Here is a 25,715-nt window from a genome sequence, read left to right as displayed (position 1 = left end):
GCGAACCTAACGCAACTCCCCCGGGCGGCGCCCCGTCCAGACGACGACCCGGCCCGGGGCCACGTCGAGGTCCAGAGGACCACCACCCGGGGTGGGCACCGGCTCCTGGTGGTGGCCCACCTGTTCCAGCAGGCCGGGGCCGGATCCGGCGGGGAGCGCCAACCGCAACCGCTGCGGTGCGTCCGTGGCGTTCGCCGCCAGCACGGTGAGGACGCCGTCGGCGTCGGCGGCGAGCACCGCGGTCCCTGGAACCCCTTGCGCGCGGCACCGCCAGAGGCGCTGCCCGCTGAGCACCGCGAGGCGCTGCAGGGCGGCCGCCGCGGGGAACGGGGTGCCGTCGGCCTCACCGAAACCGCGCGGGCCCCACGCCTCGGCGAAGCAGAGGCTGCTCACGCCGGGTACGGCGAGGGCGGCCGCGGAGGCCACCAGCCAGGCGGCGTACGCCTCGCTGCGCTGCCGCGGGTCGGTGGCCCCGGGGACGTGCTGGGCCGCGTACCCGCCCGTGACGTCCGGGGCGGTGTCCACCGGGCGCGGTGACGTGGCGACCGCGTTGAACCGCGGGCGCAGGGTGACGGGGCCGACGTGCACGGGGCGACCCGCGGCGAGGCGCACCGCCTGCTCGGCGACCAGGCGCTGCACCGCCAGGGACTCCACGACCTGGGTGCGTCCCGTCTCGTGCATCTGCGGGGTGGTGCTGAAGGTCAGCGAGGCCGCGCCGGGCGGGAGGCGCTCGTGGTTCCGGTTGAGCTCGGTGAAGTGCGCGCGGGTCCCGGCGACGACCTCCACGGGTGCGCCGCCACCGGCGGTGAGGCGGGTCAGCTCCTCCAGCAGGGCGGGTTCACCGACGTGGGTGGTGGCGCTGAAGGCTCCGATCCGGCGCATCGGAACCCCTTCGAGCGCGTCCACGGCGGCGCGCAGCGACCCGGGGTCGTCGGTGACGAGGCGGACGTCCAGCGCGGTTCCGTCGGCGTCCTGCCGCGCCCGGTCGAGGGCGGTGCGCCAGCCGGCGGACCCCAGGTCCAGCTCGACGAGCACGCCCACCGAGCGCATCCACGGGAACGCGGGACGCCGGGCCTCCCCGGAGGGGGCGGTCGACGCACCCACCAGGAACTCCGGCACGACCGCGGAGGACGGCACGAGCTCCAGCTCGGGCACCGGTGCGTCGCTCACCGCCGGCACGGCCGGGTATCCAGCGGAGGGCCGTGGACGTTCCAGGACGAGTTCCTGGTGCACCTGGTGACCGGCCGGCAGCAGGACGGGGAAGGGGTGCTCCAGCGGTGTGCTGTAGGTCTTGAAGGAGGCGTCGGTCCAGTTGCGCTGGTCCTCCACCTCGAAGACGTCGCCGCCCAGTTCCGCGCGGACGGGCGCCCCGTCGACGGACCACTCCAGCCCGGCGACGTCGCGCGCGGGCTGGTGCGGGGAGACGTCGCGGGGGAACCCCTGGCGGGTGGTGCTCCCGTCCGGGTGGTGCACGAGCAGTTCCCGGCCGGCCAGGTCGGGGGCGTGCAGCAGCACGATGCCGACGCGGTTGCACAGCGATCCGGCGAGGGCGGTCGCCCCGGCGGTGAACCGCAGGCGGCCGGGGCGCAGCTCGAGGTGCCCCGTCCACGCCAGGTCGACGCCGGTGCCGCGCGCCCGGGCGCTCACGGTGAGGTCCGCACCGTCGCGGTGGTGCCGCACCTGCACGGGATCCAGGTCGGCGGGCACGGTGCGCCAGTCCCGGTCGCGCACGACGAAGCGGACGGCGCGCAGCACCGGCCGGCCCTCGTGGGTGATCGCGTCGAGGGAGTCCCCGACGACGAGCAGTTCCCAGCCGGCGGCACCCACCCGCAGGGGCACCGGTTCGTCGTCCCGCCACAGGGCGCGGGAGGTCAGGGCACCGACGTGCTCGCCGGTCACAGCGAGGTCATCCCCCCGTCGACGCGGAAGATCGCGCCGGTGGCGAAGGACGACTCGTCGCCGGCCAGGTACACCATGATCCCCTCCACGTCGGCGGAGGTACCGGCGCGGCCGAGCGGGGTGCGGGAGACGATCGCCGCCCGTGAGGTCTCGTCGCCCGAGATGGCGGTCACCAGCGGGGTCTCGGTGTAGCCCGGCACGACGGTGTTCACCCGGATGCCCTCGTGCGCGTAGGCGGCGGCGACCGTGCGCACCAGCCCGTGCACCCCCGCCTTGGAGGAGGAGTAGGCGGTGAAGTCGCGCCCCTCACCGTTCAGCCCGGTGGGGCTGCCGGTGCAGACGATGGAGCCGCCACGCCCGCGCAGCGCGCGCACCGCGTGCTTGACGGTCAGGAACGTGCCGGTGAGGTTCACGTCGATCGTGCGCCGCCACACGTCCAGGTCCAGGTCGGCGACGGGCGCGTCCTGCCCGAAGAGCTGCACCCCGGCGTTGGCGACCACCACGTCGAGCGGGGCGCCACCGGAGCGCACCTCCTCGTAGGCGCCGCGCACGCTGTCCTCGTCGGTGATGTCCACGCGCACCGCCACCGCACCGGGGAGCTGCCGCGCCGCCTCCCGCGCGCCGTCCAGGTCCCGGTCCGCGAACACCACCTGCGCCCCCTCGCGGGCGAACCGGGTGGCCACGGCCCGCCCGATGCCGGAGGCCGCTCCCGTCACCAGAGCGCGCTTGCCGTGAAGTCGTCCGCCCATGTTCGCCCGTCCTCGTCGTCGAAGGGTCCCGGCGGGGCAGCACGCTACCGCCGAGGGGACCATCATCAAACCGGTTGACCTTTTTTCGGTCAACCGGTTGATGGACCTCCGTCGCCTGTCGGAGACTCCTCGTGCGGCGCAGCAGCCGCCGGCCGGGCACCACCGCTCCCCGGCACGCCGCCGGGCGAGCGAGGCACGACGAGGCACACCCCTGGGAGTCGACGTGGACACCGCAGCCTCCGGCGCACCCGCGCCGTTCGCACCGGGCAGCACCGGCGCAGGTGCGGGGACCTACGCCTACTCCTGGCGCTCCTCCGACCGGGTGGAGCGCCCGATGAGCATCACCGAGCAGTTCGAGGACGCCGCCCACCTCGGTGCCGAGGTGTTCCAGGTCTGCGACGACCCCCGCCTGGACCGGCTGGACCGCGCCGGGCTGGCGGACCTGCGCCGCGCCGCGGCGGAGCTCGGCCTGGCGCTGGAGGTGGGCACCCGCGGCACCCGGCCCGACCACCTGCGGCGCCACCTGGGGATCGCCGAGGCCCTCGGCGCCCGCCTGGTGCGCAGCATGTGGACCGCCGGCCCCGCCGACCCCGAGGACCGCCCCGACCGCGGCGAGACCGAGCGCCGGCTGCGCGAGGTCCTGCCCGACTACGCGCGCGCCGGCGTCACGCTCGCGCTGGAGACCTACGAGCAGGTGCCCACCACCGCCCTCGTGGACGTCGTCGAGGCCGTCGGCGACACGCACCTGGGGATCTGCCTGGACCCGGCGAACACCGTCGCCGCCCTGGAGGACCCCGCGGAGGTCACCGCCCGGTGCGCCCCGCACGTGAAGAACTGGCACGTGAAGGACTTCGCCTTCACCCGGGCGGAGGGGTGGGTGGGTTTCTCGCTCACCGGGACCCCGCTGGGCGAGGGCCTGCTCGACCACGACGCGACCTTCACGGCCCTGGACCCGGTGCGCCGCGGCATCACGCGCATCGCCGAGCACTGGCTGTCCTGGCAGGGCGACGCCGAGACCACCACCCGCACCGAGGCCGCCTGGACGGCCACCACCCTGACCCGCCTGACCGCGAACCCGCTCGAGGAGCACCAGCGATGACTGACCTGGCCGAAACCACCGCGACCACCGGCACGGACACCGGCGCCCTGACCGTGGCGGTCATCGGCGCCGGCGGCAAGATGGGCATGCGGGTGTCGAACAACCTCGACACCAGCGCCTTCACCGTCCGCTACGCCGAGAACTCCCCCGCCGGGCAGGAGCGCGTCCGGGCCGCCGGCCGCGAGGTCGTCGACTCCGCCACCGCGGTGGACGGCGCCGACGTCGTCGTCCTGGCCGTGCCCGACGTCGTGCTCGGCGCAGTGTCCCAGGACCTCGTGCCGCGCATGAAGGGCGGCTCGATCCTGCTGACCCTCGACCCGGCCGCCGCCTACGCCGGGCTGCTCGCCTCCCGCGAGGGCGTCGCCCAGGCGGTGGCGCACCCGTGCCACCCCTCGGTGTTCCTGGAGCGGCGCACCGACGCCGAGTACGCCGACACCTTCGGCGGCATCGCCGCCCCCCAGGAGGTCGTCGCCGCCCTCGAGGTCGACGACGAACAGGTGCGCACCGTCGCCGAGCAGGTCATCACCACGATCTACGCCCCCGTCATCCAGGTGCACTGGGTCAGCGTGAAGCAGCTCGCCGTCCTCGAACCCACCCTGGTCGAGACCATCGCCTGCATGGTCGGCGCCCTGCTCAAGGAGGCCCTGGACGAGACGGTGAACACCGTCGGGGTCCCCGCCGAGGCCGCCCGCGCGATGCTCTGGGGCCACGTGGGCATCGCCCTGACCAACGCGCTGCGCGGCTCGAACCCGTTCTCCGAGGCCTGCCACATCGCCATGGACTACGGCCGCGGATCGATCGTCAAGGACGACTGGAAGAAGATCTTCCGCGACGACGAGCTCGACACCGTCATCGCGCGGATGCTGCGCATCGACGCCGTCCGCCGCTGACCCTGCGCGAGCACCCCCGGCGGACACGCAGCCGTGCCCGCCGGAGGCTCCGTCAGTCCGTGGTGGCGCGGCGCAGCTTGGCGAAGAAGTCCTCCAGCAGGTACCGGGTGTCGAACTCCTCGCACACCAGGAGCGTGCGCTCCGGGTCGGCGCCCCCGGTCATCGTGCACTCCTCGGTGAACCGGGGCGCCACCCGCCGGCGCCACACCGCGCCCTGCGGGTTCAGCACCGCCCCGATGGCGGGCGAGTCCCCCAGGGAGCGGTGCTCGATGGCCCGGGGGTGGTGCTCGTCGTTCCAGGCGACGAGCTGGTCCACGAGGTAGCGGCCGATGCGGCCGCAGGGGGCCACGCGCTCCTCCAGCTCCGCGTACCCCACGCCGACGCGCGTGTACACCGAGCGCGGCACCTGCCACAGCTCGACGCCGCTGGAGAAGACGACGTTCGCCGCGTGCACGTCGTTGGACAGGTTGTACTCCGGCGTAGCGCCGTCCCAGACCCCGTCGTAGGAGGGGCCGCCGATCCAGACGACCGTGAGGTCGCGCTCGGCGATCCGCGGCTCCAGCAGCAGCGCCGTGGCCATGTCGGTCAGCGGGCCGAGCAGGGTGACGAACAGGGGCCGGTCGTCGTCGGCCAGCGCCTCCTCGACGATCAGCCGGGCACCGGGGCTGTCGACGGCGGTGCGCTCGTCCGGTAGCGCGACCGGGGCCCCGTCGGCGACCCGGACCGAACCGGTGCGCCCGAGCAGTTCCAGCAGCAGGTCCACCTCGGCGCGGCTGTCCGCCATGCTCGTCGCCGAGCGGCCGGTGCCGAAGTGGGCCGGCACGATGCCGCGCACGTCCAGCGTCTCGGACAGCAGGGCGTGGACGACCGCGTACTGGTCGTCCGCCTCGTTCTTGGCGTCGGTGTCCACCACGAGGCGGACGGTCCTGGGGATCCTCCGGGTCGCGGCCACGGTGCCTCCTGTCGTCCCGGTGCTCGTCCCGCGACCGTAGCCCACCGCGACGGACGGCACCATGGACCGGTGCTGGCAGCAGTGGAGATCATCGCGGGGGCCGTGCTCGTGGTCCTCGTCCTCGTCGACGCCCTGGTGACCACGTTGTCCGTGAGCACCGGGGCCGGGCCGCTGACGAGCCGGGTCACCGGAGCGCTGTGGCGGCTCCTGCGGTGGCGCCACCCCCGGGGCCGGGAGGGCACGCCGCTGAGGTTCTCCGGGGTGCTGCTGCTGACGGTGACGGCGTCGACGTGGGTCCTGCTGCTGTGGGCGGGGTGGTCGCTGCTGTTCGTCGGCAGCGGCGCCGTCGTCAACTCCACGACCGGCCGGGCCGCGGGGGTGCTCGACACCGTCTACTTCGCCGGTTTCTCCACCGCCACCCTCGGCGTGGGCGACTACACCGCGAACCAGCCGGGGTGGCGGTTGCTCGCCGCGGTCGCCGGGTTCACCGGGTTCCTGCTGATCACCCTCGCCGTCACGTACCTGCTCTCGGTGGTGCAGGCCGTCGTCGCCTCCCGGGCCCTGGCGATGCACGTCTTCGCCCTGGGCGCGCACCCCCAGGAGGTGGTGGCGCGCGGCTGGAACGGTGAGCGGTTCAGCTCCGCCTTCGTCCAGCACCTCGTGAGCCTCAGCAGCGAAGTGGCCCAGGTGGCCGAGCAGCACCTGGCCTACCCGGTGCTGCACTACTGCCACACCGGCAAGGCCGCAGCAGCGGCGTCGCGAGCCGTCGCGACCCTGGACGAGGCCATGCTGATCCTCAGCGCCGGTGTCGCCGCGGACGCCCGCCCCGACGGCAGCGCCGTGGCACCGGTGCGGGAGGCCGTCAGCGGCTACGCGCAGACCGTCGCCGCCACGTCCGCACTGGTGCCCACCCCGGACGCACCGGACGCTCCCGCCCTGACCGCGCTCGCGGAGGCGGGCGTCCCCCTCGCCGACAGCCGCTCCTTCGAGCAGGCGGTCCGCGCGGAGGCCGACCGGCGCGCCGGGTTGCGCCGGGTGGTCGACAACAGCGGCTGGACCTGGCCGCGGGCCGGGTGACGCGGCGGGCCGCCGACCCGCTCCGCCGGGACCGGGTTCAGCGGCCGGTCACTGCACGTCGCCGCCTGCGGTGGGCCCCGCGTACGTCTGCGCCGTGCCCGTCGAGGTGCGGCGCGGCATGAGCAGGCCCAGCAGGAGCATCCCGGCGCCGAGGCCCAGGTGCAGCCAGTCGTCGGCGGCGTTCAGCGGCACGAAGTTCGCCTGCACGTCCTGCGCCACCACGAGGCCGTACACCCACAGACCCAGGTAGGCCACGCCACCGAGGAGCAGGTACGCCTTCGCCGCGCCCGGCCAGCGGGACAGCACCACGCCGGCGACGCCGAACAGCAGGTGCAGGACGTTGTGCAGGACGGAGACCTGGAAGACGCCCAGCAGGTGGGCGTGGGAGTCCGGCCCCGCCCAGCTCAGCTGCCCGTAGTCGGTGGTGATCCCGGGGACGAACCCCAGGACGCCGACGACGAGGAACGCGATCCCGACGAGGAGGGACGTCAGCTGGACCGGGGAGCGGTGCACGGACAGGCGCGAGGACGTCGAGGCGCGGGTGCTGCTCACGGTGAACCCTCCTGGAGCGAGGACGAGACCTGCACGGCGGGCACGCAGGTCCGGCCCGTCCCCCTCCACGGTAGGCACTGCGGGGCGGGCGGCAAGGCGAACCGCGTCGCACCCGGCCCGCCGGTCCCCCCTGCGGGCCGCGCGCCGGCGCTAGGGTCGTCGGTCGTGCCGGTGACCGCCTACCCCGCCCTGGCGGCCGCCGGGTTCCGCAGGTACTCCGCCTACCGGGCCGCCACCGCGGCCGGAGCGCTGGCGAACACCGTGTTCGGGGCCGTGAAGGCCGCCGTGCTCACCGGCACCGTGGTCGCCGCGGGCGGCAGCGTCGCCGGGTACGGCGTCGCGCAGGCCGCGACGTTCGCCTGGCTCAGCCAGGCGCTGCTGGCGCCGGTGTCGGTGTTCGCCGACGACCGCCTGGCCCGGCGGGTGCGCACCGGCGACGTCGCCGTCGACCTGGCGCGCCCGGTCGACCCGCAGCTGGCCGCCTGGGCGGACGACCTGGGGCGCGCCGCGTTCCAGCTGCTGCCGCGCGGGCTGCCGCCGCTGCTCGTGGGCGCCCTCACCACCGGGCTGGTGCTGCCGCCGGAGCCCGCCGGGTACCTGCTGGGGTGCGCGTCCCTGGTGCTGGGGGTGTCGGTCTCCTTCGCGCTGCGGTGGGCCGTGAACCTCACCGCGTTCTGGCTGATCGACGTGCGCGGCGTCCTGCTGCTCTACACGGTGTGCGCGACCGTCCTGACGGGGCTGGCGGTACCGGTGGCGTGGTTCCCGCCGTGGCTGGCCGCGCTGGCCGCCGCCACCCCGTTCCCGTCCGTGCTGCAGGCGCCGGCGGACGTGTTCACCGGCGTCGTGACGGGCGCGGCGGCGCTGCGCGTGGTGGCCGTGCAGACCGCGTGGCTGGTGGTGGTGCTGGCCGCCGGGCGCCTGCTGCTGGCCGCGGGGTCGCGCCGACTGGTGGTGCAGGGTGGCTGAACGTCGCGCGGACCTCGCCGCGTACCGGGCGGTGCTGGCCTCCCGGGCCCGCGCGCAGCTGACGTACCGCACCTCCTTCGCCGCGGACGTGCTGGCGAACGTGGGCGTCGGGATCAGCGAGCTCGCCACCGTGTACGTCGTCTTCTGGCGCGTGGACACCCTCGGTGGCCTGGACGTGTGGAGCGCCTGCCTGGTGTTCGCGCTGGCGAACCTCGCGTTCGCCCTGGCGGACCTGCTCGTCGGGCACGTCGACGAGCTGCCCCGGCACGTGCGCGAGGGGACCCTCGACGCGTTCCTGCTGCGCCCGCTGCCGCTGCTGGGGCAGCTGGCCACCTCGGAGGTCTCGCTGCGCCGGCTGGGACGTGCCGGCGTGGCGCTCGCCGTGCTCGTCGTGGCGCTGCCCCGCGCCGGGGTCGAGCCGTCCGCGGCGACGCTGGCGCTGCTCGGCGGCTCCGTGCTGGGCGGCACGGCGGTGTTCTGCGCGCTGTTCGTCGCCGCCGGCGCGCTGCAGTTCTGGCTCCTGGAGGGCCGCGAGGCCGCGAACTCGTTCACCTACGGCGGCGCGAACGCCGCCCAGCACCCCGCCTCGCTGTACCCGGGACCGCTGCGGTGGGTGTTCACCTACGTGGTGCCGGCGAGCTTCGTGGCGTACCTGCCGGTGCTGGCGCTGACGGGGCGCACCGGCCCGGCGGGCCTGCCGTCGTGGCTGGGCTGGTGCACCCCGCTCGCGGCGGTGCCGGTGTGGGCGGCAGCGCTGCTGCTGTGGCGGGCCGGGGTGCGCCGGTACACCGGGGCGGGTTCGTGAGCGCCCCGGCCCTGGAGGTGCAGGACCTGGTGCGCGAGTACGTGCTGCGGGTGCGCCGCGGGCGCTTCCGCAGGCAGCGGCGCGTCGTGCGCGCCGTCGACGGGCTGTCGCTGCGGGTGGAGCGCGGCGAGTCCGTGGGGTTCATCGGCGCCAACGGCGCGGGCAAGTCCACCACGGTGAAGCTGCTGACCGGGATCCTCGTGCCCACGTCCGGCACCGTGCGCACCTGCGGCCTGGACCCGGCACCGAACCGCCGCGACCTCGCCCGCCGCATCGGCGTCGTCTTCGGCCAGCGCAGCCAGCTGTGGTGGGACCTGCCGCTGGCCGAGTCGTTCCGGTTGCTGGCCGCGATCCACGGCCTGCCCGGCGCGCGGTGGCGGGCGCGCCGCGACGAACTGGCCGACCGCCTCGACATGGACGCGTTCCTCGGCACACCCGTGCGGCAGCTCTCGCTCGGGCAGCGCATGCGCGGGGAGGTCGCCGCGGCGCTGCTGCACTCCCCCGAGCTGCTCCTGCTGGACGAACCCACCATCGGCCTGGACGTCCTGTCCAGCGAACGGCTGCGGCGCTTCCTGCGCAGCGAGCGCGAGGCGCACGGCACGACGCTGCTGCTCACGACCCACGACATGGGCGACGTGCAGCGGCTGTGCGACCGCGTGCTGGTGGTGGACTCCGGGCGCCTCGCCTACGACGGCGACCTGCCCGGCCTGGCGCGGCGCGTCGGCGCCCGCCGCGTCCTGGTGGTGGACCTGCGCGAACCCGTCCCGCCGCTGCACGTGCCCGGCGCGGACCTGGTGGCGGTGGAGGCGGAGGGGTTGCGCCAGCGCCTGGCGTTCGACCCCACCGCCACCACCGCCGCCGAGGTCCTCGCCGGTGTGTCGCGGCTGGCGGAGGTGCGGGACCTGTCCGTGGAGGAACCTGACGTCGCCGACGTCGTGCGGCAGCTGTACGCGTCCGCGCGACGCTGACGCCGGGCGTTCGGTCAGAGGGAGCCGGCGAGGCGACCCAGGACGGGGTCCCAGCCGACGACGCGGCGCTCGGCGACGATCCCGCCGGTGGTGAAGGGGTCCTCGTCCAGCAGCGCCTCCACGGCGGCCGCGTCGGCCGCCTCGAACACGAGGACGGCACCGTCGGCGTCGGTGGGCCCGGACAGCACCAGGCGCTCGCCCAGACCGGCGAGCCACTCGCGGTGCACGGGGCGCACCTCGTCGCGGGCGGTGGTGTCGGGCGTGTAGGCGTAGGTGGCGACGAAGTACGGCACGGGGTTCCCCTCCTGCGGTGGCGGTTGTCGCCCGGGACGCTACCGCCGCGCCGGCACGGGCCCGGCGAGGGTCAGCAGCGCGGCGGCCGCCTCCGCACCGTCCCCGGGGGCCGCCGGCAGCGGCTCCCCGGAGCAGAACCGGTCCAGCAGCGCCTCGACGAGCGCGGCCCGCCGCACGACCCCCCCGCCGTCGGCGCACCCCGGCAGGACCCGCACCTCCAGCGTCGGCGGCCCCGGCCGCACCCCGAGCACGTGGGTGAGGTTCACGTCGCGGAACTTCGAGGCGCCCGTGCCCGCCGCGGCGGCGCGCAGCTCCTCCCAGCCGGTCCACTCCCGCTCCGCCAGGGCCACCAGCTCCGGCGGCAGCGGGCCCAGGCGCCGGCAGGCGGGGTTGGTGCCCAGCAGCAGCCGCAGCCCGGGCCCCCACGGCCCGAACAGCCGCAGCACGCCCCGGAAGGCGTCGACGTCGCGGAACGGCGCCGCGTCCAGGTGCAGGTGCACCGCCGCCTCGGCGGGCACGGTGAAACCCAGTTCCCGCGCCGGCGCCAGCAGCGCCTCCAGCGCGTCCAGGTGGTCCGCTTCCAGCGGAGGGGTGATCACCTCGCAGGGGCGTTCACGCTCCCCCGGCAGCGGCGCCGCCATCGCCACGCTCGCCCCCGCACCGTCGTCCACGCGGAACACCGCACCCACCGCGGCGACCCGCGTGCCGAACAGCTCCGCCACCGGTCCCAGCACCGACCCGATCCCCTCTGCCGGATCGGTGCGGGCGGCGACCAGGCGCAGCAGGCGCGCGTCGTCGGTGAGCACCCGGTACCAGCCCGGCAGCGGTGCGGCCGAGGGGTCCAGGTCCTGCACGATCGTGGTGTCGTCCACCAGGCGGCACAGGACCGCGCCGTCCGCGCCGAGGACCTCGAAACCCGGCGTCAGGTGCCAGAACCGCTCGACGCCCGCCGTCGCCGACGTCTCGCTGTCGGCGTGGAACACCGGGCGCACCGAGCCGCCGCACCGGCGGGCCAGCTCGTCGGCCAGGTGCCGACGGCTGGACCCGCGCGGTGCGAGCAGCTCCACCTCCACCCCGGTGCGCCGGCGCAGGACCGGCTCGCCGCCGGAGGTGCTCAGGGCTGCACCGGCAGCGTCCCACCGGCCAGCAGGCGCTCCCCGGCCAGCGCCTTCGCCTCCCAGGCGTCCACGTTCCACGCCTCCCCCAGCTCCACGGCGTCGTCGTAGTCGTACCCGGCCGCGAAGAACGCCTCGCGCTGCGGAGCCCGGTCGTCCGCCGGCACGGCCGGCTGCTCGACGGGCTGCTCGGCGGGCTGCTCGACGGGCTCGAACGGCAGCTCCTCACCGGCCAGCAGGTGCGCTCCCGCGGTCGTCTTGGCCTCCGCGGGCTCGACGTTCCACAGCCGCCCCAGCTCCACGGCGTCGGCGTAGCCGTAACCGGCCCCGAAGTACGCCACGAGCTCCTCGTCCGCCGGTGCGCCGACGTACGGCTCGCCGGTCGGTTCCAGCGGGACCGGGCGGCCCGCGAGCAGGTCCGCTCCGGCGCTCACCTTGGCCTCACCGGGCTCCACGTTCCACGACCGGCCCAGCTCCACGGCGTCGTCGTAGTCGTACCCGGCCGCGAAGTAGGCCTCCAGGGCCCTGGCCTGCTCCACCGCGGCGCGCGCCGCCTCCTGCCGGGCCTCCTGCCCGCCGGGCTGCGCCGCCGGCGCGCCCGGGGCCGCCGGGGAGACCACCGAGGTCTCCCCCGGCCGGGACCACCCGCCCCACGAGGCCACGCCGACGGCGCCCACCGCCGCCGCCGTGGCGGGCGCCGCCAGCAGCACCCGGCGCCGGTTCGCCCGCCGGCGTCCCCCCTTGCGCGCCGCGGCCGGCAGCCACGCCGGCGACTCCACGTCCTGCACCGCGGCCGCCATCTCGCGCCGCAGCCGTTCCTCGACCTCGTTCACCACCGGCTCATCGCCTCCTCGTCGACACCCATGAGCTCGCGCAGCCTGGCCAGGCCCTTGGAGGCCTGGCTCTTGACGGTCCCGCGCGAGATGTCCAGCTCGTCCGCGATGCGCTCCTCGGACCAGTCCTCGAAGTAGCGCAGCACGATGACGGCGCGCTGCCGCGGCGGCAGCTTCCGCAGGTGGTCCACCACGTCCGCGCGCACGGCCCGGTCCGCGGCGCCGTCGGGAACGGGGCGCCCGTGCCAGCCCTGCAGCTCCACCTCCCGCGGTCGCCGCGCCACCCGCCGCCACCGGTCGGTGACGGCGCGCGTCATCGCCGTGCGGGTGTAGGCGTTGGGGTCCTCGATGGAGCGCCACCGCACGTACGCCCGCTCCAGGACGTCCTGCACGAGGTCCTCGGCGGCGGCGCGGTCACCGGTGAGCAGCAGCGCGGTCCGCAGGAGCCGACCGCCGCCCGCGGTGACGAACTCCTCGAACGACCCTTCCACGGCCCCTCCTCCACGACGACTGCCCTCCAAGACGCCGCACACCCCCACCAGGTTGCCCCGCCCACGACGAAACCCGCGGTGATCTTGCACGGGTGAGCGTTCAACCGTGCAGGATCACCGCGGGTGGAGGGACGGGGTGGGGCGTCGGGAGGGGGCGGGGGTCAGCCCTTGACGGCGCCGGAGGCGAGGCCGGCGACGTAGAAGCGCTGCAGGGCCACGTAGAGGATCACGCACGGCACCATCGCCACGACGGCGCCGGCCACCAGGTAGCCGAAGTTCACCGCGCCGTAGGCACCGGACTGCAGGTTCACCAGCGACAGCGGCAGGGTGTACTTGCGGTCGTCGGTGAGGAAGGTCAGCGCCCCCAGGAACTCCGTCCAGGACGCCAGGAAGGCGTACAGGGCGCTGGTGGCGATGCCGGGCACGAGCATGGGGCGCAGCACGGAGGTCAGCGTGCGCAGCGTCCCGGCGCCGTCCACGTGGGCGGAGTCCTCGATCTCCGCGGGGATCGACTCGAACGCGTTGCGCATGACGAACACGCCGAACGGCAGGTTCACGGTGGAGTAGAAGAGCACCAGGCCGAGCCGGGAGTCGGTCAGTCCCATCGCGTTCATCTGCAGGTACAGCGGCGTGATGATCGCCTGGAAGGGGACCATCATGGTCACGACCACCAGGCCGAACAGGAGGTTGCGGCCGCGGAAGCCGAACCGCCCGAACCCGTAGCCGGCGAGGGTGGCCAGGAAGGCCGTCAGCAACGCCGTGGCGATGGAGACGACGAGGCTGTTGCCGACCGAGCGCAGGATGTCGGCGTTCCCGCTGAACAGCGCGCGGAAGTTCTCGCCCGTGAAGTCGGTCAGCTGCGACCAGGTGGGGGTGGTCGACACGATGGCGTCGTTGGGCTGGAAGGACCGCAGCACGGACCACACCAGCGGGACGAGGAAGACCAGCGTCGCCAGGGTCCCCCCGAGGACGTAGAGGGTGATCTTGGTGCGGCTCTCCGCCCGGGCGCGGTCCGGACCCCCCGAGGGGCGGGTGCGGGTGCGGCGCCGGGGAGCGGTGGCGGGTGCGGTGGCGACGGTGGTGGGCGCGGTGGTGGACACGGGGACTCCCTCACTCCTTCTCGCGCAGCAGGCGGAACTGGGCGGCGGTGACCAGGCCGATGACGAGCACCAGGACGATCGACAGGGCCGAGGCGGCGCCGAGCTGGAGCTGCACGAAACCGCGCTGGTAGATGTACATGACGACGGTCTGGGTGTCCGTCCCCGGCCCGCCGCGGGTGAGGACGTAGAACTGGGTGAACGCCAGCAGCGAGCCGATGACGGAGATGACCAGGCTCATGGCGATGGTGCGCCGCAGCATGGGCGCGGTGATGCTGCGCTCGCGCTGCCACCAGCTCGCGCCGTCCATCTCCGCGGACTCGTACACCTCGCGCGGGATGCCCTGCATGCCGCCCATGAGCAGCACCATGGTCAGCCCCGACACCGCCCAGATGATCATCACGCAGATCAGGCCGGTGGCCAGCGGGCCGTCGGCCAGCCAGGCCGTCGTCCCGTCGGTGATGCCCAGCCGCTCCAGCACGATGTTCACCGCACCCGAGCTCGGCTGCGCCTCCAGCACCACGAGGAAGCTGAGCGTGGTCAGCCCGATGACGTAGGGCAGGAAGAAGACCGTGCGGAAGAAGGTGGACCCGCGCCGGTTGGAGCGGACCACCACGGCCAGCGCGTAGCCGACCACGAGGATCGGGAGCGTGACGATCGCCGTGTACAGCAGGGTGTAGCCGACCGACTTCCAGAACACCGGGTCCTGCGCGACGCCGACGTAGTTGCGCAGGCCGGTGAACTCGTAGGAGCCGATGAGCGGCCAGTTCGTCATCGACATGTAGACCGCGAAGACGAGCGGGACGAGCACGAAGACGACGACGAAGGCCAGCGCCGGCAGCACCAGCAGCAGGCCGGTGCGCGTCGGGTGGGTGAGGGAGTTGCCCCGGGAGCTGCTGCCGGCGGCGGCTCTCCGGCCCCGGGCCGGCCGGGTGGCCGTGGCCCGGTCCGCGACGGCGCTCACAGCTGCGCCTGCTCGAGGATGCGGTCGAAGCCCTCCTGGCCGGTGACCAGGGCACCGTCGACGTCGCCGTCGAAGACGGCCTGCCGGAAGGCGGCGATCCAGGGGGAGTCCTGCTGGTTGAACAGCAGGTTGTAGGCGAGGGTCACGGGTGCGTACGCCTCCTCGATCTGTTCCAGCGGGGGCACCGCCAGCGGGTACGTCGAGCGGTACTCCTCGGTCGCCGCGTCCGAGCGCACCGGGATGAAACCGCCCGCGGGAAGGTTCGTCTGCTGCGGCAGGTCCAGCGCGAACCGGGCGAACTGCCACGCCCCCGACGCGTTGGACGCCCCGCGCGGGATGCACAGGTTGTCGCCGCCGGCGAAGGTCGCTCGGCCGCCGTCCGGCCCGGGCAGCAGCTGCACGCCCGTCTTGGCCTGCATCTCCGGGGAGGCGCCCAGGACCGCGACGGCGTAGTTGGACGGGAACAGCGCCACCGTGCCCTCGGTGAAGGCCGCGCCCCAGCGGGCGCCGTCGCCGGAGAAGTTGGCCTGCGGCATGAGGCCCTCCTCCCACAGCGTCCGGTAGAACTCGAAGGTGCGCCGGACGGCGTCATTGCCGACGATGTTCCCCTGCTGGTCGCCGACCTCGCCGACGACGTTGCGCTCGCCGGCGGCCCACACGTGGGGCTGCACGACGAACCCGAGGATGCCCGCGGCGTTGCCGTCGATGGACAGGCCGTAGGTCCCGTCGCCCAGCTCCCCCACCGCGCGGGCCGCGGTGAGCATCCCGTCCAGGTCGGCGGTGGCGGTCTCGACGTCCACCCCGGCCCGCTCCAGCAGCTCCGTGTTGTAGAAGAGCGCGGAGTTGTCGGCGATGTAGGGCACGCCGTAGTGCCGCCCGTCGCGGGTGGCCAGCCCGAGCTGGCCGGGGTTGAGCCGGTCGGCGAAGTCGAGCTGCTCCACCAGGGGGGTGAGGTCCGTGAAGGTGTCCCGGTAGATGAACAGCATCGAGTTGATGTCGTCGATGTCGACGATGTCCGGGACGTTGCCGCCGCGGATCGCGGTGGCGAGCTTCGTGACGTACTGCCCGTCCAGGACGGGTGTCAGCTCCACCCGTACCCGGTCCTGGGAGGCGTTGAAGGCGTCGACGGTCTGCCGGACGCCGCCGACGGTCGCCGCCCGGCACCACAGCCGGACGGTCCCGGTGGCGTCCTCGCCGAAGCCGGCGGCGGTGACGTCGGGTTCGGGCAGGGTGGAGGCGCAGGAGGGCAGCAGCGCGCTCAGCGCCGCCAGCCCTCCCAGGCCCAGGACGTTCCTGCGGGGAAGCACCATCGCTCTCCTCCGGTCTCTGATCCTCGTCGGATCTCGTGCGGACGGGTCAGGCCCGCGGCAGCCAGACGCGCATGGGCCCGATCTCGCGGTTGGCCCAGGCGTAGTAGGGGATCGCCGGGACCTCGACGGTCTCGGGGGCGGCCTGCTCGGGCGCCTCGTCGGCGGCCGGGCGGTACAGCGGCCCGCTGGCCGCGCCGAGCGCGCGGTGCACCGGCAGCTGCAGCACGGACACCCCGCCCAGCAGGTCGGGGCGGTGCTCGGCACGGGCGCCGCGCAGTTCCGCCACGCGCACCCGCACGTCGTCGGCGACGAGGTCGGCGGGCAGGTCCGGCTGCTCGAGGCAGTACACGAGCGGGCCGCGCTCGACGGCGACGGCGCCGCGCACGGCGTCCACGCGCGGGTCGGCCTCGACGACGCGAACGCCCATCGGCAGCACGAGCTCGACGACGTCCCCGGCGGCCCAGGTGCGGCGCACGCGCAGGTACTCCCCCGCCGTGGCCACGACGTCCTCGCCGGCGACGGTGGCGGTGGCGCCCTCGGCCCAGCCGGGCACGCGCAGCGCGAGCTCCCACTCCCCCTCGCCGGCTCCGCGGACCTCCACGCGGACGGTGCCGTCCCAGGGGTAGTCGGTGCTGACGGCCAGCTCCACGCCGCCGGCGGCGTCCGCGTGCACGGTGCCGGTGGCGAACTGGTGCAGCTGGACACCGTCGCCGGAGGTGGTCGCCAGGTAGGCGTCCAGGCTGGACAGGGTCCGCATGATGTTCGGCGGGCAGCAGGCGCAGTCGAACCAGGGGCGGCGGCCGTGCGCGGCGCTGCGCTCCTCGTCGGTGTGGGCGCCGGCGCGCATCTGCAGCGGGTTGACGTAGAAGTACTCGGTGCCGGCCAGCGAGACGCCGGGCAGGAACGCGTTGTACAGGGTGCGCTCGACCAGGTCGGCGTAGCGGGTCTCACCGGTGGCCAGCAGCATCCGCCAGGACCACTGCACGCTGCCGATGGCCGCGCAGCTCTCGGCGTAGGCGCGGTCCGGGCCGAGCTCGTAGTGGTCGCCGAACTGCTCGAAGTCCCAGCGCGCACCGATGCCGCCGGTCACGTACGTCTTGGTGGAGGTCATGCCCTCCCACTGCCGGGTGAGCGCGGCGAGCAGCTCGGCGTCGCCGGTCTCGGCGGCGACGTCGGCGGCACCGGCCGTCAGGTACACCGCGCGCACCGAGTGGCCCTCGACGGTGGTCGCCTCGCGCACCGGCACGCGGTCGGAGAAGTAGGTGGGTTCCTTGCCGTGCTGCTCGATGATGCCGTGGCCGCGGGCGTCGACGAACCACTGCGCGAGGTCGAGGTAGGCGCGGTTCCCGGTCTCCCGGTACAGCTCCACCAGGCCCATCTCGACGACCGGGTGCCCGTCGACCTCCTCGGTCCTCCCGGGCCCGAAGGTGGCGACGAGGTGGTCGGCGAGCTTGACGGCGACGTCGAGCAGGCCGGTCTCGCCGGTGGTGCGGTGGATCGCCACGGCGGCCTGGAACAGGTGCCCGGCGCAGTAGTGCTCGTGGCTCCACGGCAGGTCGACGTAGCGCGCGCCGTTCCCGCGGACCTGCTGCACGGAGTCGAGGTAGCCGTCCTCGGCCTGGGCGGCGGCGACGACGTCGGTGATCTCGCGGATCCAGCCGAGGACCTCCTCGTCGGGTTCGCGGCCGTACTCCCACCCGGCGGCCTCGAGCCACTTGTAGACGTCGGAGTCCATGAAGATCGGCCCGCGCACCTCGCCGGTGGCGGTGCCCGCCGCGATGCGCAGGTTCTGCAGGTTGCCGGCGGTCTCGAGCTTCTCGTAGCCGGTGCGGATGGCCTGGCGGCGGTTGGCGTCCTGGCGCTCGTGCCAGAAACCGCCGGTGATGCGGGCCTCGCCCGAGGGCACCGGGCGCAGCGCGACCGCGGCGTCCGCGGTGGGGGCGGCGGGCGCGACGGCGGCAGGGGCCGTGCTGGGCGTGGGGGGCGCGGTGGTGGTCATCAGCTCTCCGTCGAGTCGTCCGCCGCTTCCGCAGGAAAAGACGGAACACGTTTTCTGCGCCGCACGCTACGACTCGCACCCCCGCCCGTCAAGGGAGGTACAGTCGAGGGCTCCCGGGCCGACGAGGGCGCCTGGCGTGGACGAGGAGGCGCGGCATGACGGAAACGAACGTTCCGGCGGGCGCGCCGCCCAGGATCGTGGACGTCGCCGCCCTCGCGGGCGTCTCCCCCGGCACCGCCTCCAAGGCCCTCAACGGCACCGGCCAGCTGCGTGCGGAGACGCGCGAGCGGGTGCGCCGCGCTGCCGAGCAGCTCGGGTTCACCCCCGACTCACTGGGGCGCGGGCTGTCCTCCGGGCGCAGCTACACGGTGGGCCTGATCACCACCGACAGCTTCGGGCGGTTCTCCATCCCCGTGATGCTCGGCGCCGAGAACACCCTGGGCGCCGGGGAGATGGTGGTGCTGCTGTGCGACAGCCGCGACGACCCGCTGCGCGAGCAGCACCACCTGCGCACGCTGCTGGCCCGCCGCGTCGACGGCATCATCGTCACCGGCCGGCGCACCGAACCCCGGCCGCCGATCGCCGCTCCGGGCCACGTGCCGGTGGTGTACGCCTTCACGCCCTCGCAGGACCCCGCCGACGCCAGCCTCGTCGTGGACCAGGCGGGCGGCGCGTCCGCCGCCGTGCGGCACGTGCTGGACCTGGGGCGGCGGCGCGTGGCCCACGTCACCGGCCCGTCCGACCACCACGCCGCGGTCGTGCGCCGCGAGGCCGCCGCCGCCGAGGCCGCCGGGCACCTGGTGTGCGACCCGCTGCACGGGGACTGGAGCGAGCGCTGGGGACGCCTGGCCGCCGACCTGCTGCTGCGCCGGCACCCGGACGTGGACGCGATCACCTGCGGCAGCGACCAGATCGCGCGCGGGGTGTGCGACGGGCTGCGGGACGCGGGGCGGCGCGTCCCGGACGACGTGGCCGTGGTGGGTTTCGACGACTGGGACGTCATCGCGCTGGCCTCGCGGCCGCCGCTGACCACGGTCGCCCTCGGGCTGGAGGCGATGGGCCGGCGCGCCGGGGAGCTGCTGCTGGATGCCGTGGCCGGGCGCCCCGCCTCCCCCGGCACCACGACGATGCCGACGCGCCTGGTGGTGCGCGAGTCCACGGTGGGCGTGTGAGCGTCGCGGGCCCGGGCGCCGGGCCGGTGCGTTTCGCGCTCGTCGGCACCGGTTACCGCGCAGGGATGTTCCTGCGCCTGGCCGCCCGGCTGCCGGAGCACCTGCGCGTCACCGGCGTGCTGACCCGCCACCCGGGCGCGGCGGGTGAGGTGACCCGCCGGTTCGGGCCCCCGGTCGTCGGGGACGCGGTCGCGCTGCTGGCGACGCCGCCGGAGTTCGTCGTGACCACCGCACCGCCGGCGGTGGGCGCGACGCTGGTGCCGGAACTGGTGGCGGCGGGTGCGGCGGTGCTGGCGGAGACCCCGCCCGGCGCGGACGTGCCCGCGCTGCGGCGGCTGTGGGAGGAGGTCGGCGCGAGCGGGCGGGTGCAGGTCGCCGAGCAGTACCCGCTGAACCCGGGCAACGCCGCGCGCCTGGAGGTGGTGCGCCGCGGCCTCATCGGCGCCGTCTCCGACGCGCAGGTCTCGTCCACGCAGCTGCACCACGCGGTCGCGCTGATCCGCGCGTTCACCGGGCTGGGCGCCGAGCCGCTGCGCGTGAGCGCGGTGACGCGCACCGCCCCGCTGGCGAACCCGGTGGACCGCCGCGGCTGGACCGGGGACACTGCCGCCCACCCGACCGCCTCGACGGTGGCCGTGCTGGACGCCGGGGACGGCCGCGGCGGCCTGTACGACTTCACCGAGACGCAGACGCGCAACCCGCTGCGCACGCGGCGGCTGGTGGTGCGCGGGAGTTCCGGCGAGATCGTCGACGACCGCGTCGTGCGGCTGGTGGACGAGCGCACGGTCGTGGAGTCGTCGATCGTTCGCCGCCAGACGGGCGTCCACCAGGACGTGCAGGGCTTCGCCCTGGACCACCTCTCCCTCGACGGCGACGTCCTGCACCGCAACCCGTTCCCCGGTGAGCGCCTGTCCGACGAGGAGATCGCGGTGGCCTCGCTGCTGGTGCGCACGGCCGCGTGGGCGCGCGCGGAGGGCCCGGCGCCGTACCCGCTGGCCGCCGCCGCCCAGGACCAGCTCGTGGCGGCGGCGATCACCGAGTCCGCCGCCACGGGCCGGGCGGTGACGACGACGCGCGAGGCGTGGGCGGCCGAGCTGGACGGCGGCGCGGACCACCCGCGACCCTAGGGTGGTCCCGGCCGGCACGGCCGCTGCACGAGGTGGGACGGCACGACGGGGACGGGGACGCGCGTGATCGGCATGGTGTGGGCGCAGTCGCGCGACGGGGTCATCGGCCGCGACGGCGGGATGCCCTGGCACCTGCCCGAGGACCTGGCGCACTTCTCGGAGCTGACGCGGGGTTCGGCCGTCGTCATGGGCCGGGCCACGTGGGACTCGCTGCCGCCGCGCTACCGGCCGCTGCCGGGACGCCGCAACGTCGTCCTGAGCCGGCGGGCGGGGCTGGAACTGCCCGGCGCGGAGGTCGTGCCCTCCCTGGACCGGGCGCTGGAACTGCTGGGCGCCGACGAGGAGGGCGGCGGACCCGGGGTGTGGATCGCGGGCGGCGGGCAGGTGTACCGCGAGGCGCTGCCCCGCGCGACGCGGCTGGTGGTCACCACCGTGGACGTGGACGTGGACGGCGACACCCGCGCGCCCGCGTTCGGCGACGGGTGGCGCCTGGCTGAGCGCACGCCCGCCGAGGGCTGGTCCACCTCCCGCGCGGGCCTGCGCTACGCGATCGCCGACTGGCGGCGCTGAACGGCCCGGGCCCCCACCGCGGGGGCCCGGGCCGGTTCGCGCGGTGCTGCTGCGTCAGGCGGTGTCTCCGGCACGCTCGAGGACGACGACGGGGATCTCCCGCGACGTGCTGCGCTGGTAGTCCTCGTAGTCCGGCCAGACCTCCACCATCGACGACCACATCTCCGGCTTCTCCTCCGGCGTGGCGACGCGGGCGCGGGCGCGGAACCGCTCGCCCTTCACCTGGACCTCGACGTCCGGGTCCGCCTGCAGGTTCAGGAACCAGGCGGGCGGGGCGTCGCTGCCGCCCTTGGAGGCGACGACGAGGTACGCGTCGCCGTGCGGGCGGAAGATCAGCGCGTGCGAGCGCTGCTCGCCGGACTTCCGGCCCTTCGTGAAGAGGATCAGGATGGTGGTGCCGTTGCGCCAGTGGTAGCCGTCCTCGCCGTTCGTCTCGAGGTACCGCTCGACGTGCGGGTCACCGTGCAGGTCAGTGGCAGAGGTCACGGTCCGACGGTACGCCGCCGCGGGCGTCCGGGCGGGCCGGGGTTCGGCAGGAGGGGTGACCCGGAGCTGATGATTCAGCATTCGCTGACGTCAGCGGATCGTGTAGCGTCGGGGTCGTGCAGACGCTCACCCACGTCGAGGTGCTGGCCCGCTTCGGCCACTCCCTGTCCGACCCGACCCGCGCCCGGGTGCTGATCGCGCTGCGCGAGGGCGGGGCGTACCCGACCGAACTGGCCGAGCAGTTCGGCGTGACGCGCACGAGCATGTCGAACCACCTGGCGTGCCTGCGCGGCTGCGGCCTGGTCGTGGCCGTGCCCGAGGGCAAGCGGATGCGCTACGAACTGGCCGACGGGGGCCTGCGCGAGGCGCTGGACGACCTGCTGGGCACCGTGCTGGCCGCCGACCCCGAGGCGTGCCTGGCCGCCCGCGCCGGGGAGGACTGCTGCTGATGGCCACCACCACCCGCCCACCCCTGAGCGCCGCGCGCCGGGACGTGCTGACCCGCCGGGTGCGCGGGCTCGTGGCCGCGACCATCACCTACAACGTCGTCGAGGCCGTGGTCGCCCTGGCCGCCGGCGCGGAGGCCGGTTCGACCGCGCTGATCGGTTTCGGGCTGGACTCGGTCATCGAGGTCTCCTCCGCCGCCGCGGTCGCCTGGCAGTTCTCCGCGCCCGACCACGCCGCCCGCGAGGCCCGCGAGCACCGGGCGCTGCGCGTCGTCGCGGTCTCCTTCTTCGCGCTGGCCGCCTTCGTCGGCGTCGAGTCGGTGCGCGGCCTGCTCGGCGACGGGCAGGCCGAGCAGTCGAACGTCGGGCTGGTGCTGGCGGCGCTGAGCTTGCTGGTGATGCCGCTGCTGTCGTACGCCCAGCGCCGCGCCGGGCGCGAACTGGGGTCGGCGACCGCGGTGGCCGACTCCCAGCAGACCCTGCTGTGCACGTACCTGTCGGCCGTCCTGCTGATCGGCCTGGGCCTGAACGCGCTGTTCGGCCTCTCGTGGGCCGACCCGGTCGCCGGCCTGGTCATCGCCGGCACCGCGGTCAGGGAGGGGCTCCGGGCCTGGCGCGGGGAGGGCTGCTGCGCACCCGGCGCGGCCCTGCACGTCGACGCCTCCGGGCCGCAGGACGGCGGGAGCTGCGCCGACGGGTGCTGCGGCCCCCGCGGTCGCTGAGCCGGCCCGCCCCGGTTCAGCCGACGCGGCTGCGCACGGCGGCCTCCACCGCCGCCAGGTGCTCGTCGTCGTGCACGACGCGGCCGGTCCCGGCCGGCCAGGGCACGTCCAGGTCCACCCAGCTGGTGCAGCCGCGGTGCTCCGGGCGGCGCACCAGCCGCACCGGCTCGGGCAGCTCCACCGCCCGCACCACCAGAGCGGTCAGCTGGTGGCGGGGCCGGAAGTCCACGCGGGAGGAGCGCACGGAACCGCTCGTCCACACGTGCAGGTCCTCCAGCTCCTCCACCCGCTCCGGCAGGGCCACGGGCACGACGGCCACGACCTCCGCACCGGCGCGCACCACCAGCTCCTCGCCGTCGACCTCGGCCGCGTCCGCGGCCCCCGGCGGCAGCAGGTCGCGGTGCTCGGGCCGCACCGACTCGGCGTGGCTGTGCGCCACCGTCGGGAACAGCACGAACCGGGACGCCCCCACGGTGAACCGCTTCTCGTGGATGCCGCCCTTGCGCAGCAGCAGCGACTGCCGGCCCTGCAGCAGGGCGTGCACCACCGCACCCCACTCCTTCAGCGCCGGGGTGCTCGCGGCCGGTTCCGGGGTGACCGGGTCGGACACGGCGGGACGCCTCAGCCGGTGACGAGCTGCAGGCGGCGGGACTGGTCGGAGGCGAACTTGCGCTCCGGGTCGACCGCGTCGCGCACCTTCCGCCACGCCGGCAGCTCCGGGTACATCTGCGCGAAGCGGTCGGCGGTGGTGCGCGAGTCCTTCGCCAGGTACAGCCGCCCGCCGGCGTCCAGCACCATCTCGTCGAGCCGGTCGCACAGCGCGTCCAGGCCCGGCTTGACCGGCAGGTCCACCGCGAGCGTCCACCCCTTGCGCGGGAACGACAACGGCGCGTCGTTGCCCTCCCCGAAGCGCTTGAGGACGTTCAAGGCGGAGATGTGCCCGGACTCCACGATGGCCTCCATGCTCGCCCTGAGCACGTCGGTGCGGTCCATCGGGACGACGAACTGGTACTGCAGGAAACCGCGCGGGCCGTAGGCCCGGTTCCAGTCCGCGAACAGGTCGAGCAGGTGGTAGAACTGCGTGATGTTCTGCACCACGCCCTGCTGGGTGTGGGCCTTGCGGTAGTAGAACTCGTTGAGCGCCTTGGCCGTCAGCCGGTTCAGCATCCCCGGCGGGAACACGTCCGGGAAGGTCGCCAGCTGCGGGGCGTCGAACTTCAGCGGGTCCTTGCGCAGCTTCGCCGGCAGGTCCTCCAGCTTCGCGGAGGAACCCCGGAGCAGGAAGCCGCGGCCCATGTGGGCGCCCTTGGTCACCGAGTCGAACCACGTCTTGGAGTACGTGTAGTTCTCGTCGTTCCTCGTCAGCCGCTCGAGCATCTCGTCGAAGTCGGGGGCCTGCTCGACGTCGGCGATGAAGTACGACGTCTCCACCCGGTCCAGGCGGATCCGCGCGCGCAGCACGATCCCGGTCAGGCCCATGCCGCCGGTGGTCGCCAGGAACAGCTCGCGGTCCGGGCCGTCCGGGGTGAGGGTGCGGACCTCGCCGTCGGCGGTCAGCAGGTCCAGCGACAGCACGTGGCGGGTGAAGGTGCCCTGCGTGTGGTGGTTGCCGCCGTGGATGTCGGCGCCGATGGCGCCGCCCACGGTGACCTGGCGGGTACCCGGCAGCACCGGCACCCACAGCCCGTGCGGCACGACCGCGCGCAGCAGCTTGTCCAGCGAGCAGCCCGCGTCCACGTCCGCGACGGCGGTGTCCACGTCGATGTCGTGGATGCGGTCCAGGGCCGTCATGTCGATCACCAGGCCGCCGGCGTTCTGGGCCGGGTCGCCGTAGCTGCGGCCCAGGCCGCGGGCGATGACGCCGCGCGGGCCGGCGGTGCGCACCGCCTCGGCCAGCACGTCGAGGTCCGCCGTGCGCAGCACCGTCGCGGTGGTCGGCGCGGTGCGGCCCCAGCCGGTCAGCCGGGCGGGCGCGCGCGACGGGTCCTCCGCGGACGCGGCCGGGCGGTCCAGCACGGTCTTCAGGCCAGGGATGCTCACCACGGGGCCGAGCCTAACCCCCGCCCCCGACGCCACCGGGGGGGTGCGCCACCCGTGTGACGCGCCCGCCCCGCCCTCCAGGACGGGCCCGCGCGCACCGAAGGAGCGCAGGTGAACCAGGAGAGGGCCGCCGGCCCGGGACGGCTGCGGCTCGCGGTCGTGAGCGCGGTCGCGGTGATCGCCGTACCGCTGTCCGCCCTGCCCGACCCGGCCTCGCGCGCCGGGTCCGTCGCCTACCTCGTTCCCGTGGTCCTCGCGGTCGCCCTCACGGCGCTCGCCGTGCCGCGCGTGCCGCGCGGCCGCCGTGGACCGTGGCGCTGGCTGTTCGCGGGGCAGCTGCTGTACCTGGTCGGCGAGAGCGCGCTGACGGTCCTGAACCTGCTGGGCAGCGAGTCGTGGCCCACCCCCGCCGACGTCGCCTACCTGCTGGCGTACGTGCCGGTGACGATCGGCCTGCTCGGGCTGAACCGGCAGCGCGGCGGCAGCGGCGCGCACGGGCACCTCCTGGACGCCGGCGTGGTGACGCTGAGCGCCGCCACCCTCTTCGGCGTCTTCGTCGTCCTGCCGCTGGCCACCGACAGCACGCAGGGCGCGCTCGTGCGCCTGACCAGCTGCGCCTACCCGGTCGCCGACGTCGTCCTCGTGCACCTGCTGGCCCGCATGGTCACCGGCCCGGGCGCACGCACCCGCGCGTACTGGCTGCTGGTCGCCGGTGTCGCCGCCACCGTCACCGCCGACGTCACCTGGACCGTCCTGCAGCACACCGTCGGCGGTGACGACGCCCCCCGCTGGGTGAACCTCCTGTGGCTGTCCTTCTACCTGGGCATCGCCCTGGCCGCGCACAGCGCCTCCGCGCCCGAGCTGGCGGAGAAGAAGCCCGCCGCCACCGGCGGCCTGACGCCGCTGCGGCTGACGGTGCTGGCGCTCGCCGCGGCCCTGCCCTCCCTGGTCCTCGCCGGGCTCGCCGCCACCGGCCGCGCGACACCGGTGGCGTGGCTGGCCACCGGCTCGGTGCTGCTGATCGGACTCGTCGTCGCCCGCGTGTGGGACCTGCTGCAGCAGGTGCGCAGCCAGGCCGTCCAGCTGGCCGCC

Annotated in this window: 26 protein-coding genes and 1 pseudogene; 12 read left to right on the top strand and 15 right to left on the bottom strand. The window is 74.9% G+C overall.

The window, feature by feature from the left end; genetic code table 11:
- Positions 1–6: 6 nt before the first annotated feature.
- Together MN205_RS01430 and MN205_RS01425 are read right to left on the bottom strand one after the other, a co-directional pair.
- A complete protein-coding gene (locus MN205_RS01430; RefSeq protein ID WP_242123598.1) occupies positions 7–1,899 on the bottom strand; it encodes a hypothetical protein in 1,893 nt (630 codons plus the stop codon).
- A complete protein-coding gene (locus MN205_RS01425; protein WP_242123596.1) occupies positions 1,896–2,648 on the bottom strand; it encodes an SDR family NAD(P)-dependent oxidoreductase in 753 nt (250 codons plus the stop codon). The genes MN205_RS01430 and MN205_RS01425 overlap by 4 nt, the downstream gene beginning before the upstream one ends.
- A 223-nt stretch (positions 2,649–2,871) precedes the next feature.
- On the opposite strand from MN205_RS01425, the gene MN205_RS01420 reads away from it, so the two are divergent.
- Positions 2,872–3,747, top strand: a complete 876-nt coding sequence (locus MN205_RS01420) for a sugar phosphate isomerase/epimerase (RefSeq protein WP_242123594.1) — start codon at positions 2,872–2,874, stop codon at positions 3,745–3,747.
- Entirely contained in the window at positions 3,744–4,637 is an 894-nt protein-coding gene (locus MN205_RS01415; protein ID WP_242123592.1) for a phosphogluconate dehydrogenase C-terminal domain-containing protein, read from the top strand. The genes MN205_RS01420 and MN205_RS01415 overlap by 4 nt, the downstream gene beginning before the upstream one ends.
- Positions 4,638–4,689: 52 nt before the next feature.
- On the opposite strand, the gene MN205_RS01410 is transcribed toward MN205_RS01415, so the two are convergent.
- Positions 4,690–5,589 (bottom strand): nucleoside hydrolase, encoded by a 900-nt coding sequence (locus tag MN205_RS01410; protein ID WP_242123590.1) that lies wholly within the window; start codon positions 5,587–5,589, stop codon positions 4,690–4,692.
- 69 nt (positions 5,590–5,658) lie between these two features.
- Here MN205_RS01410 and MN205_RS01405 point away from each other — a divergent pair, with 69 nt between their 5' ends.
- Complete coding sequence (locus MN205_RS01405; protein WP_242123588.1) at positions 5,659–6,666, top strand: potassium channel family protein; 1,008 nt, start codon at positions 5,659–5,661, stop codon at positions 6,664–6,666.
- Between the two features lie 48 nt (positions 6,667–6,714).
- Here MN205_RS01405 and MN205_RS01400 read toward each other — a convergent pair whose 3' ends face one another.
- Positions 6,715–7,218: a DUF4383 domain-containing protein gene (locus MN205_RS01400; RefSeq protein ID WP_242123586.1), complete on the bottom strand. Its 504-nt coding sequence runs from the start codon at positions 7,216–7,218 to the stop codon at positions 6,715–6,717.
- Between the two features lie 165 nt (positions 7,219–7,383).
- Here MN205_RS01400 and MN205_RS01395 point away from each other — a divergent pair, with 165 nt between their 5' ends.
- From MN205_RS01395 to MN205_RS01385, 3 genes are read left to right on the top strand one after another with little or no spacing between them, the layout of a single operon-like run.
- Positions 7,384–8,184, top strand: a complete 801-nt coding sequence (locus tag MN205_RS01395) for an ABC-2 family transporter protein (RefSeq protein ID WP_242123584.1) — start codon at positions 7,384–7,386, stop codon at positions 8,182–8,184.
- The gene (locus MN205_RS01390; RefSeq protein WP_242123583.1) at positions 8,177–8,989 is read left to right on the top strand and encodes an ABC transporter permease; all 813 of its coding nucleotides are present in this window, start codon (positions 8,177–8,179) and stop codon (positions 8,987–8,989) included. Before MN205_RS01395 ends, MN205_RS01390 begins: the two co-directional genes overlap by 8 nt.
- Complete coding sequence (locus MN205_RS01385; RefSeq protein WP_242123581.1) at positions 8,986–9,957, top strand: ATP-binding cassette domain-containing protein; 972 nt, start codon at positions 8,986–8,988, stop codon at positions 9,955–9,957. Before MN205_RS01390 ends, MN205_RS01385 begins: the two co-directional genes overlap by 4 nt.
- A gap of 14 nt (positions 9,958–9,971) precedes the next feature.
- On the opposite strand, the gene MN205_RS01380 is transcribed toward MN205_RS01385, so the two are convergent.
- The 8 genes from MN205_RS01380 to MN205_RS01345 all read right to left on the bottom strand — a co-directional run bounded on the left by MN205_RS01380 (position 9,972) and on the right by MN205_RS01345 (position 18,060).
- Positions 9,972–10,250 carry a YciI family protein gene (locus MN205_RS01380; RefSeq protein ID WP_242123579.1) on the bottom strand — a complete coding sequence of 93 codons (279 nt, stop codon included), beginning with the start codon at positions 10,248–10,250 and terminating at the stop codon, positions 9,972–9,974.
- Between the two features lie 39 nt (positions 10,251–10,289).
- Positions 10,290–11,342 (bottom strand): amidoligase family protein, encoded by a 1,053-nt coding sequence (locus MN205_RS01375; RefSeq protein WP_305037145.1) that lies wholly within the window; start codon positions 11,340–11,342, stop codon positions 10,290–10,292.
- Positions 11,343–11,365: 23 nt separating this feature from the next.
- On the bottom strand, positions 11,366–12,199 hold the full coding sequence (locus MN205_RS01370; RefSeq protein WP_242123575.1) for a hypothetical protein: 834 nt from the start codon (positions 12,197–12,199) through the stop codon (positions 11,366–11,368).
- Entirely contained in the window at positions 12,196–12,690 is a 495-nt protein-coding gene (locus tag MN205_RS01365) for a SigE family RNA polymerase sigma factor (RefSeq protein ID WP_242123573.1), read from the bottom strand. Before MN205_RS01365 ends, MN205_RS01370 begins: the two co-directional genes overlap by 4 nt.
- Positions 12,691–12,851: 161 nt before the next feature.
- Complete coding sequence (locus tag MN205_RS21405) at positions 12,852–13,790, bottom strand: carbohydrate ABC transporter permease (RefSeq protein WP_242123571.1); 939 nt, start codon at positions 13,788–13,790, stop codon at positions 12,852–12,854.
- Between the two features lie 10 nt (positions 13,791–13,800).
- Complete coding sequence (locus MN205_RS01355; protein WP_242123569.1) at positions 13,801–14,751, bottom strand: carbohydrate ABC transporter permease; 951 nt, start codon at positions 14,749–14,751, stop codon at positions 13,801–13,803.
- Positions 14,748–16,061, bottom strand: a complete 1,314-nt coding sequence (locus MN205_RS01350; RefSeq protein ID WP_242123567.1) for a sugar ABC transporter substrate-binding protein — start codon at positions 16,059–16,061, stop codon at positions 14,748–14,750. Before MN205_RS01350 ends, MN205_RS01355 begins: the two co-directional genes overlap by 4 nt.
- Positions 16,062–16,107: 46 nt before the next feature.
- On the bottom strand, positions 16,108–18,060 hold the full coding sequence (locus tag MN205_RS01345; RefSeq protein WP_242123565.1) for a glycoside hydrolase family 127 protein: 1,953 nt from the start codon (positions 18,058–18,060) through the stop codon (positions 16,108–16,110).
- A 155-nt stretch (positions 18,061–18,215) separates the two neighbouring features.
- On the opposite strand from MN205_RS01345, the gene MN205_RS01340 reads away from it, so the two are divergent.
- From MN205_RS01340 to MN205_RS01330, 3 genes are all read left to right on the top strand, one after another.
- Positions 18,216–19,232, top strand: coding sequence for a LacI family DNA-binding transcriptional regulator (locus MN205_RS01340; RefSeq protein WP_242123563.1), 1,017 nt, complete (start codon positions 18,216–18,218; stop codon positions 19,230–19,232).
- Positions 19,229–20,359 (top strand): Gfo/Idh/MocA family oxidoreductase, encoded by a 1,131-nt coding sequence (locus MN205_RS01335; protein WP_242123561.1) that lies wholly within the window; start codon positions 19,229–19,231, stop codon positions 20,357–20,359. The genes MN205_RS01340 and MN205_RS01335 overlap by 4 nt, the downstream gene beginning before the upstream one ends.
- A 72-nt stretch (positions 20,360–20,431) precedes the next feature.
- Positions 20,432–20,929: a dihydrofolate reductase gene (locus MN205_RS01330; protein ID WP_255817521.1), complete on the top strand. Its 498-nt coding sequence runs from the start codon at positions 20,432–20,434 to the stop codon at positions 20,927–20,929.
- A gap of 54 nt (positions 20,930–20,983) precedes the next feature.
- On the opposite strand, the gene MN205_RS01325 is transcribed toward MN205_RS01330, so the two are convergent.
- Positions 20,984–21,415 (bottom strand): nitroreductase family deazaflavin-dependent oxidoreductase, encoded by a 432-nt coding sequence (locus MN205_RS01325; protein WP_242123559.1) that lies wholly within the window; start codon positions 21,413–21,415, stop codon positions 20,984–20,986.
- Between the two features lie 116 nt (positions 21,416–21,531).
- Here MN205_RS01325 and MN205_RS01320 point away from each other — a divergent pair, with 116 nt between their 5' ends.
- Together MN205_RS01320 and MN205_RS01315 are read left to right on the top strand one after the other, a co-directional pair.
- A complete protein-coding gene (locus MN205_RS01320; protein WP_242123557.1) occupies positions 21,532–21,864 on the top strand; it encodes a helix-turn-helix transcriptional regulator in 333 nt (110 codons plus the stop codon).
- Positions 21,864–22,583 (top strand): cation transporter, encoded by a 720-nt coding sequence (locus MN205_RS01315; protein ID WP_242123556.1) that lies wholly within the window; start codon positions 21,864–21,866, stop codon positions 22,581–22,583. The genes MN205_RS01320 and MN205_RS01315 overlap by 1 nt, the downstream gene beginning before the upstream one ends.
- Before the next feature lie 16 nt (positions 22,584–22,599).
- On the opposite strand, the gene MN205_RS01310 is transcribed toward MN205_RS01315, so the two are convergent.
- Together MN205_RS01310 and MN205_RS01305 are read right to left on the bottom strand one after the other, a co-directional pair.
- Positions 22,600–23,193 (bottom strand): DUF1802 family protein, encoded by a 594-nt coding sequence (locus MN205_RS01310; RefSeq protein ID WP_242123554.1) that lies wholly within the window; start codon positions 23,191–23,193, stop codon positions 22,600–22,602.
- An 11-nt stretch (positions 23,194–23,204) separates the two neighbouring features.
- Positions 23,205–24,596 (bottom strand): FAD-binding oxidoreductase, encoded by a 1,392-nt coding sequence (locus MN205_RS01305; RefSeq protein ID WP_242123712.1) that lies wholly within the window; start codon positions 24,594–24,596, stop codon positions 23,205–23,207.
- A gap of 138 nt (positions 24,597–24,734) precedes the next feature.
- On the opposite strand from MN205_RS01305, the pseudogene MN205_RS01300 reads away from it, so the two are divergent.
- Positions 24,735–25,715, top strand: a pseudogene (locus MN205_RS01300) (hypothetical protein); the annotation flags it as partial.

Source organism: Kineococcus sp. TRM81007 (assembly GCF_022669155.1).
Taxonomy (GTDB): domain Bacteria; phylum Actinomycetota; class Actinomycetes; order Actinomycetales; family Kineococcaceae; genus Kineococcus.
The sequence above is the reverse complement of the archived record's forward strand: the minus strand, read 5'-3'. Positions and strand labels throughout refer to the sequence as shown.

Coding starts and splice junctions, on each gene's coding strand:
- MN205_RS01425 (WP_242123596.1), bottom strand. CDS start 2,648: ATGGGCGGACGACTTCACGGCAAGCGCGCTCTGGTGACGGGAGCGGCC.
- MN205_RS01415 (WP_242123592.1), top strand. CDS start 3,744: ATGACTGACCTGGCCGAAACCACCGCGACCACCGGCACGGACACCGGC.
- MN205_RS01350 (WP_242123567.1), bottom strand. CDS start 16,061: ATGGTGCTTCCCCGCAGGAACGTCCTGGGCCTGGGAGGGCTGGCGGCG.
- MN205_RS01345 (WP_242123565.1), bottom strand. CDS start 18,060: ATGACCACCACCGCGCCCCCCACGCCCAGCACGGCCCCTGCCGCCGTC.
- MN205_RS01340 (WP_242123563.1), top strand. CDS start 18,216: ATGACGGAAACGAACGTTCCGGCGGGCGCGCCGCCCAGGATCGTGGAC.
- MN205_RS01330 (WP_255817521.1), top strand. CDS start 20,432: ATGGTGTGGGCGCAGTCGCGCGACGGGGTCATCGGCCGCGACGGCGGG.
- MN205_RS01315 (WP_242123556.1), top strand. CDS start 21,864: ATGGCCACCACCACCCGCCCACCCCTGAGCGCCGCGCGCCGGGACGTG.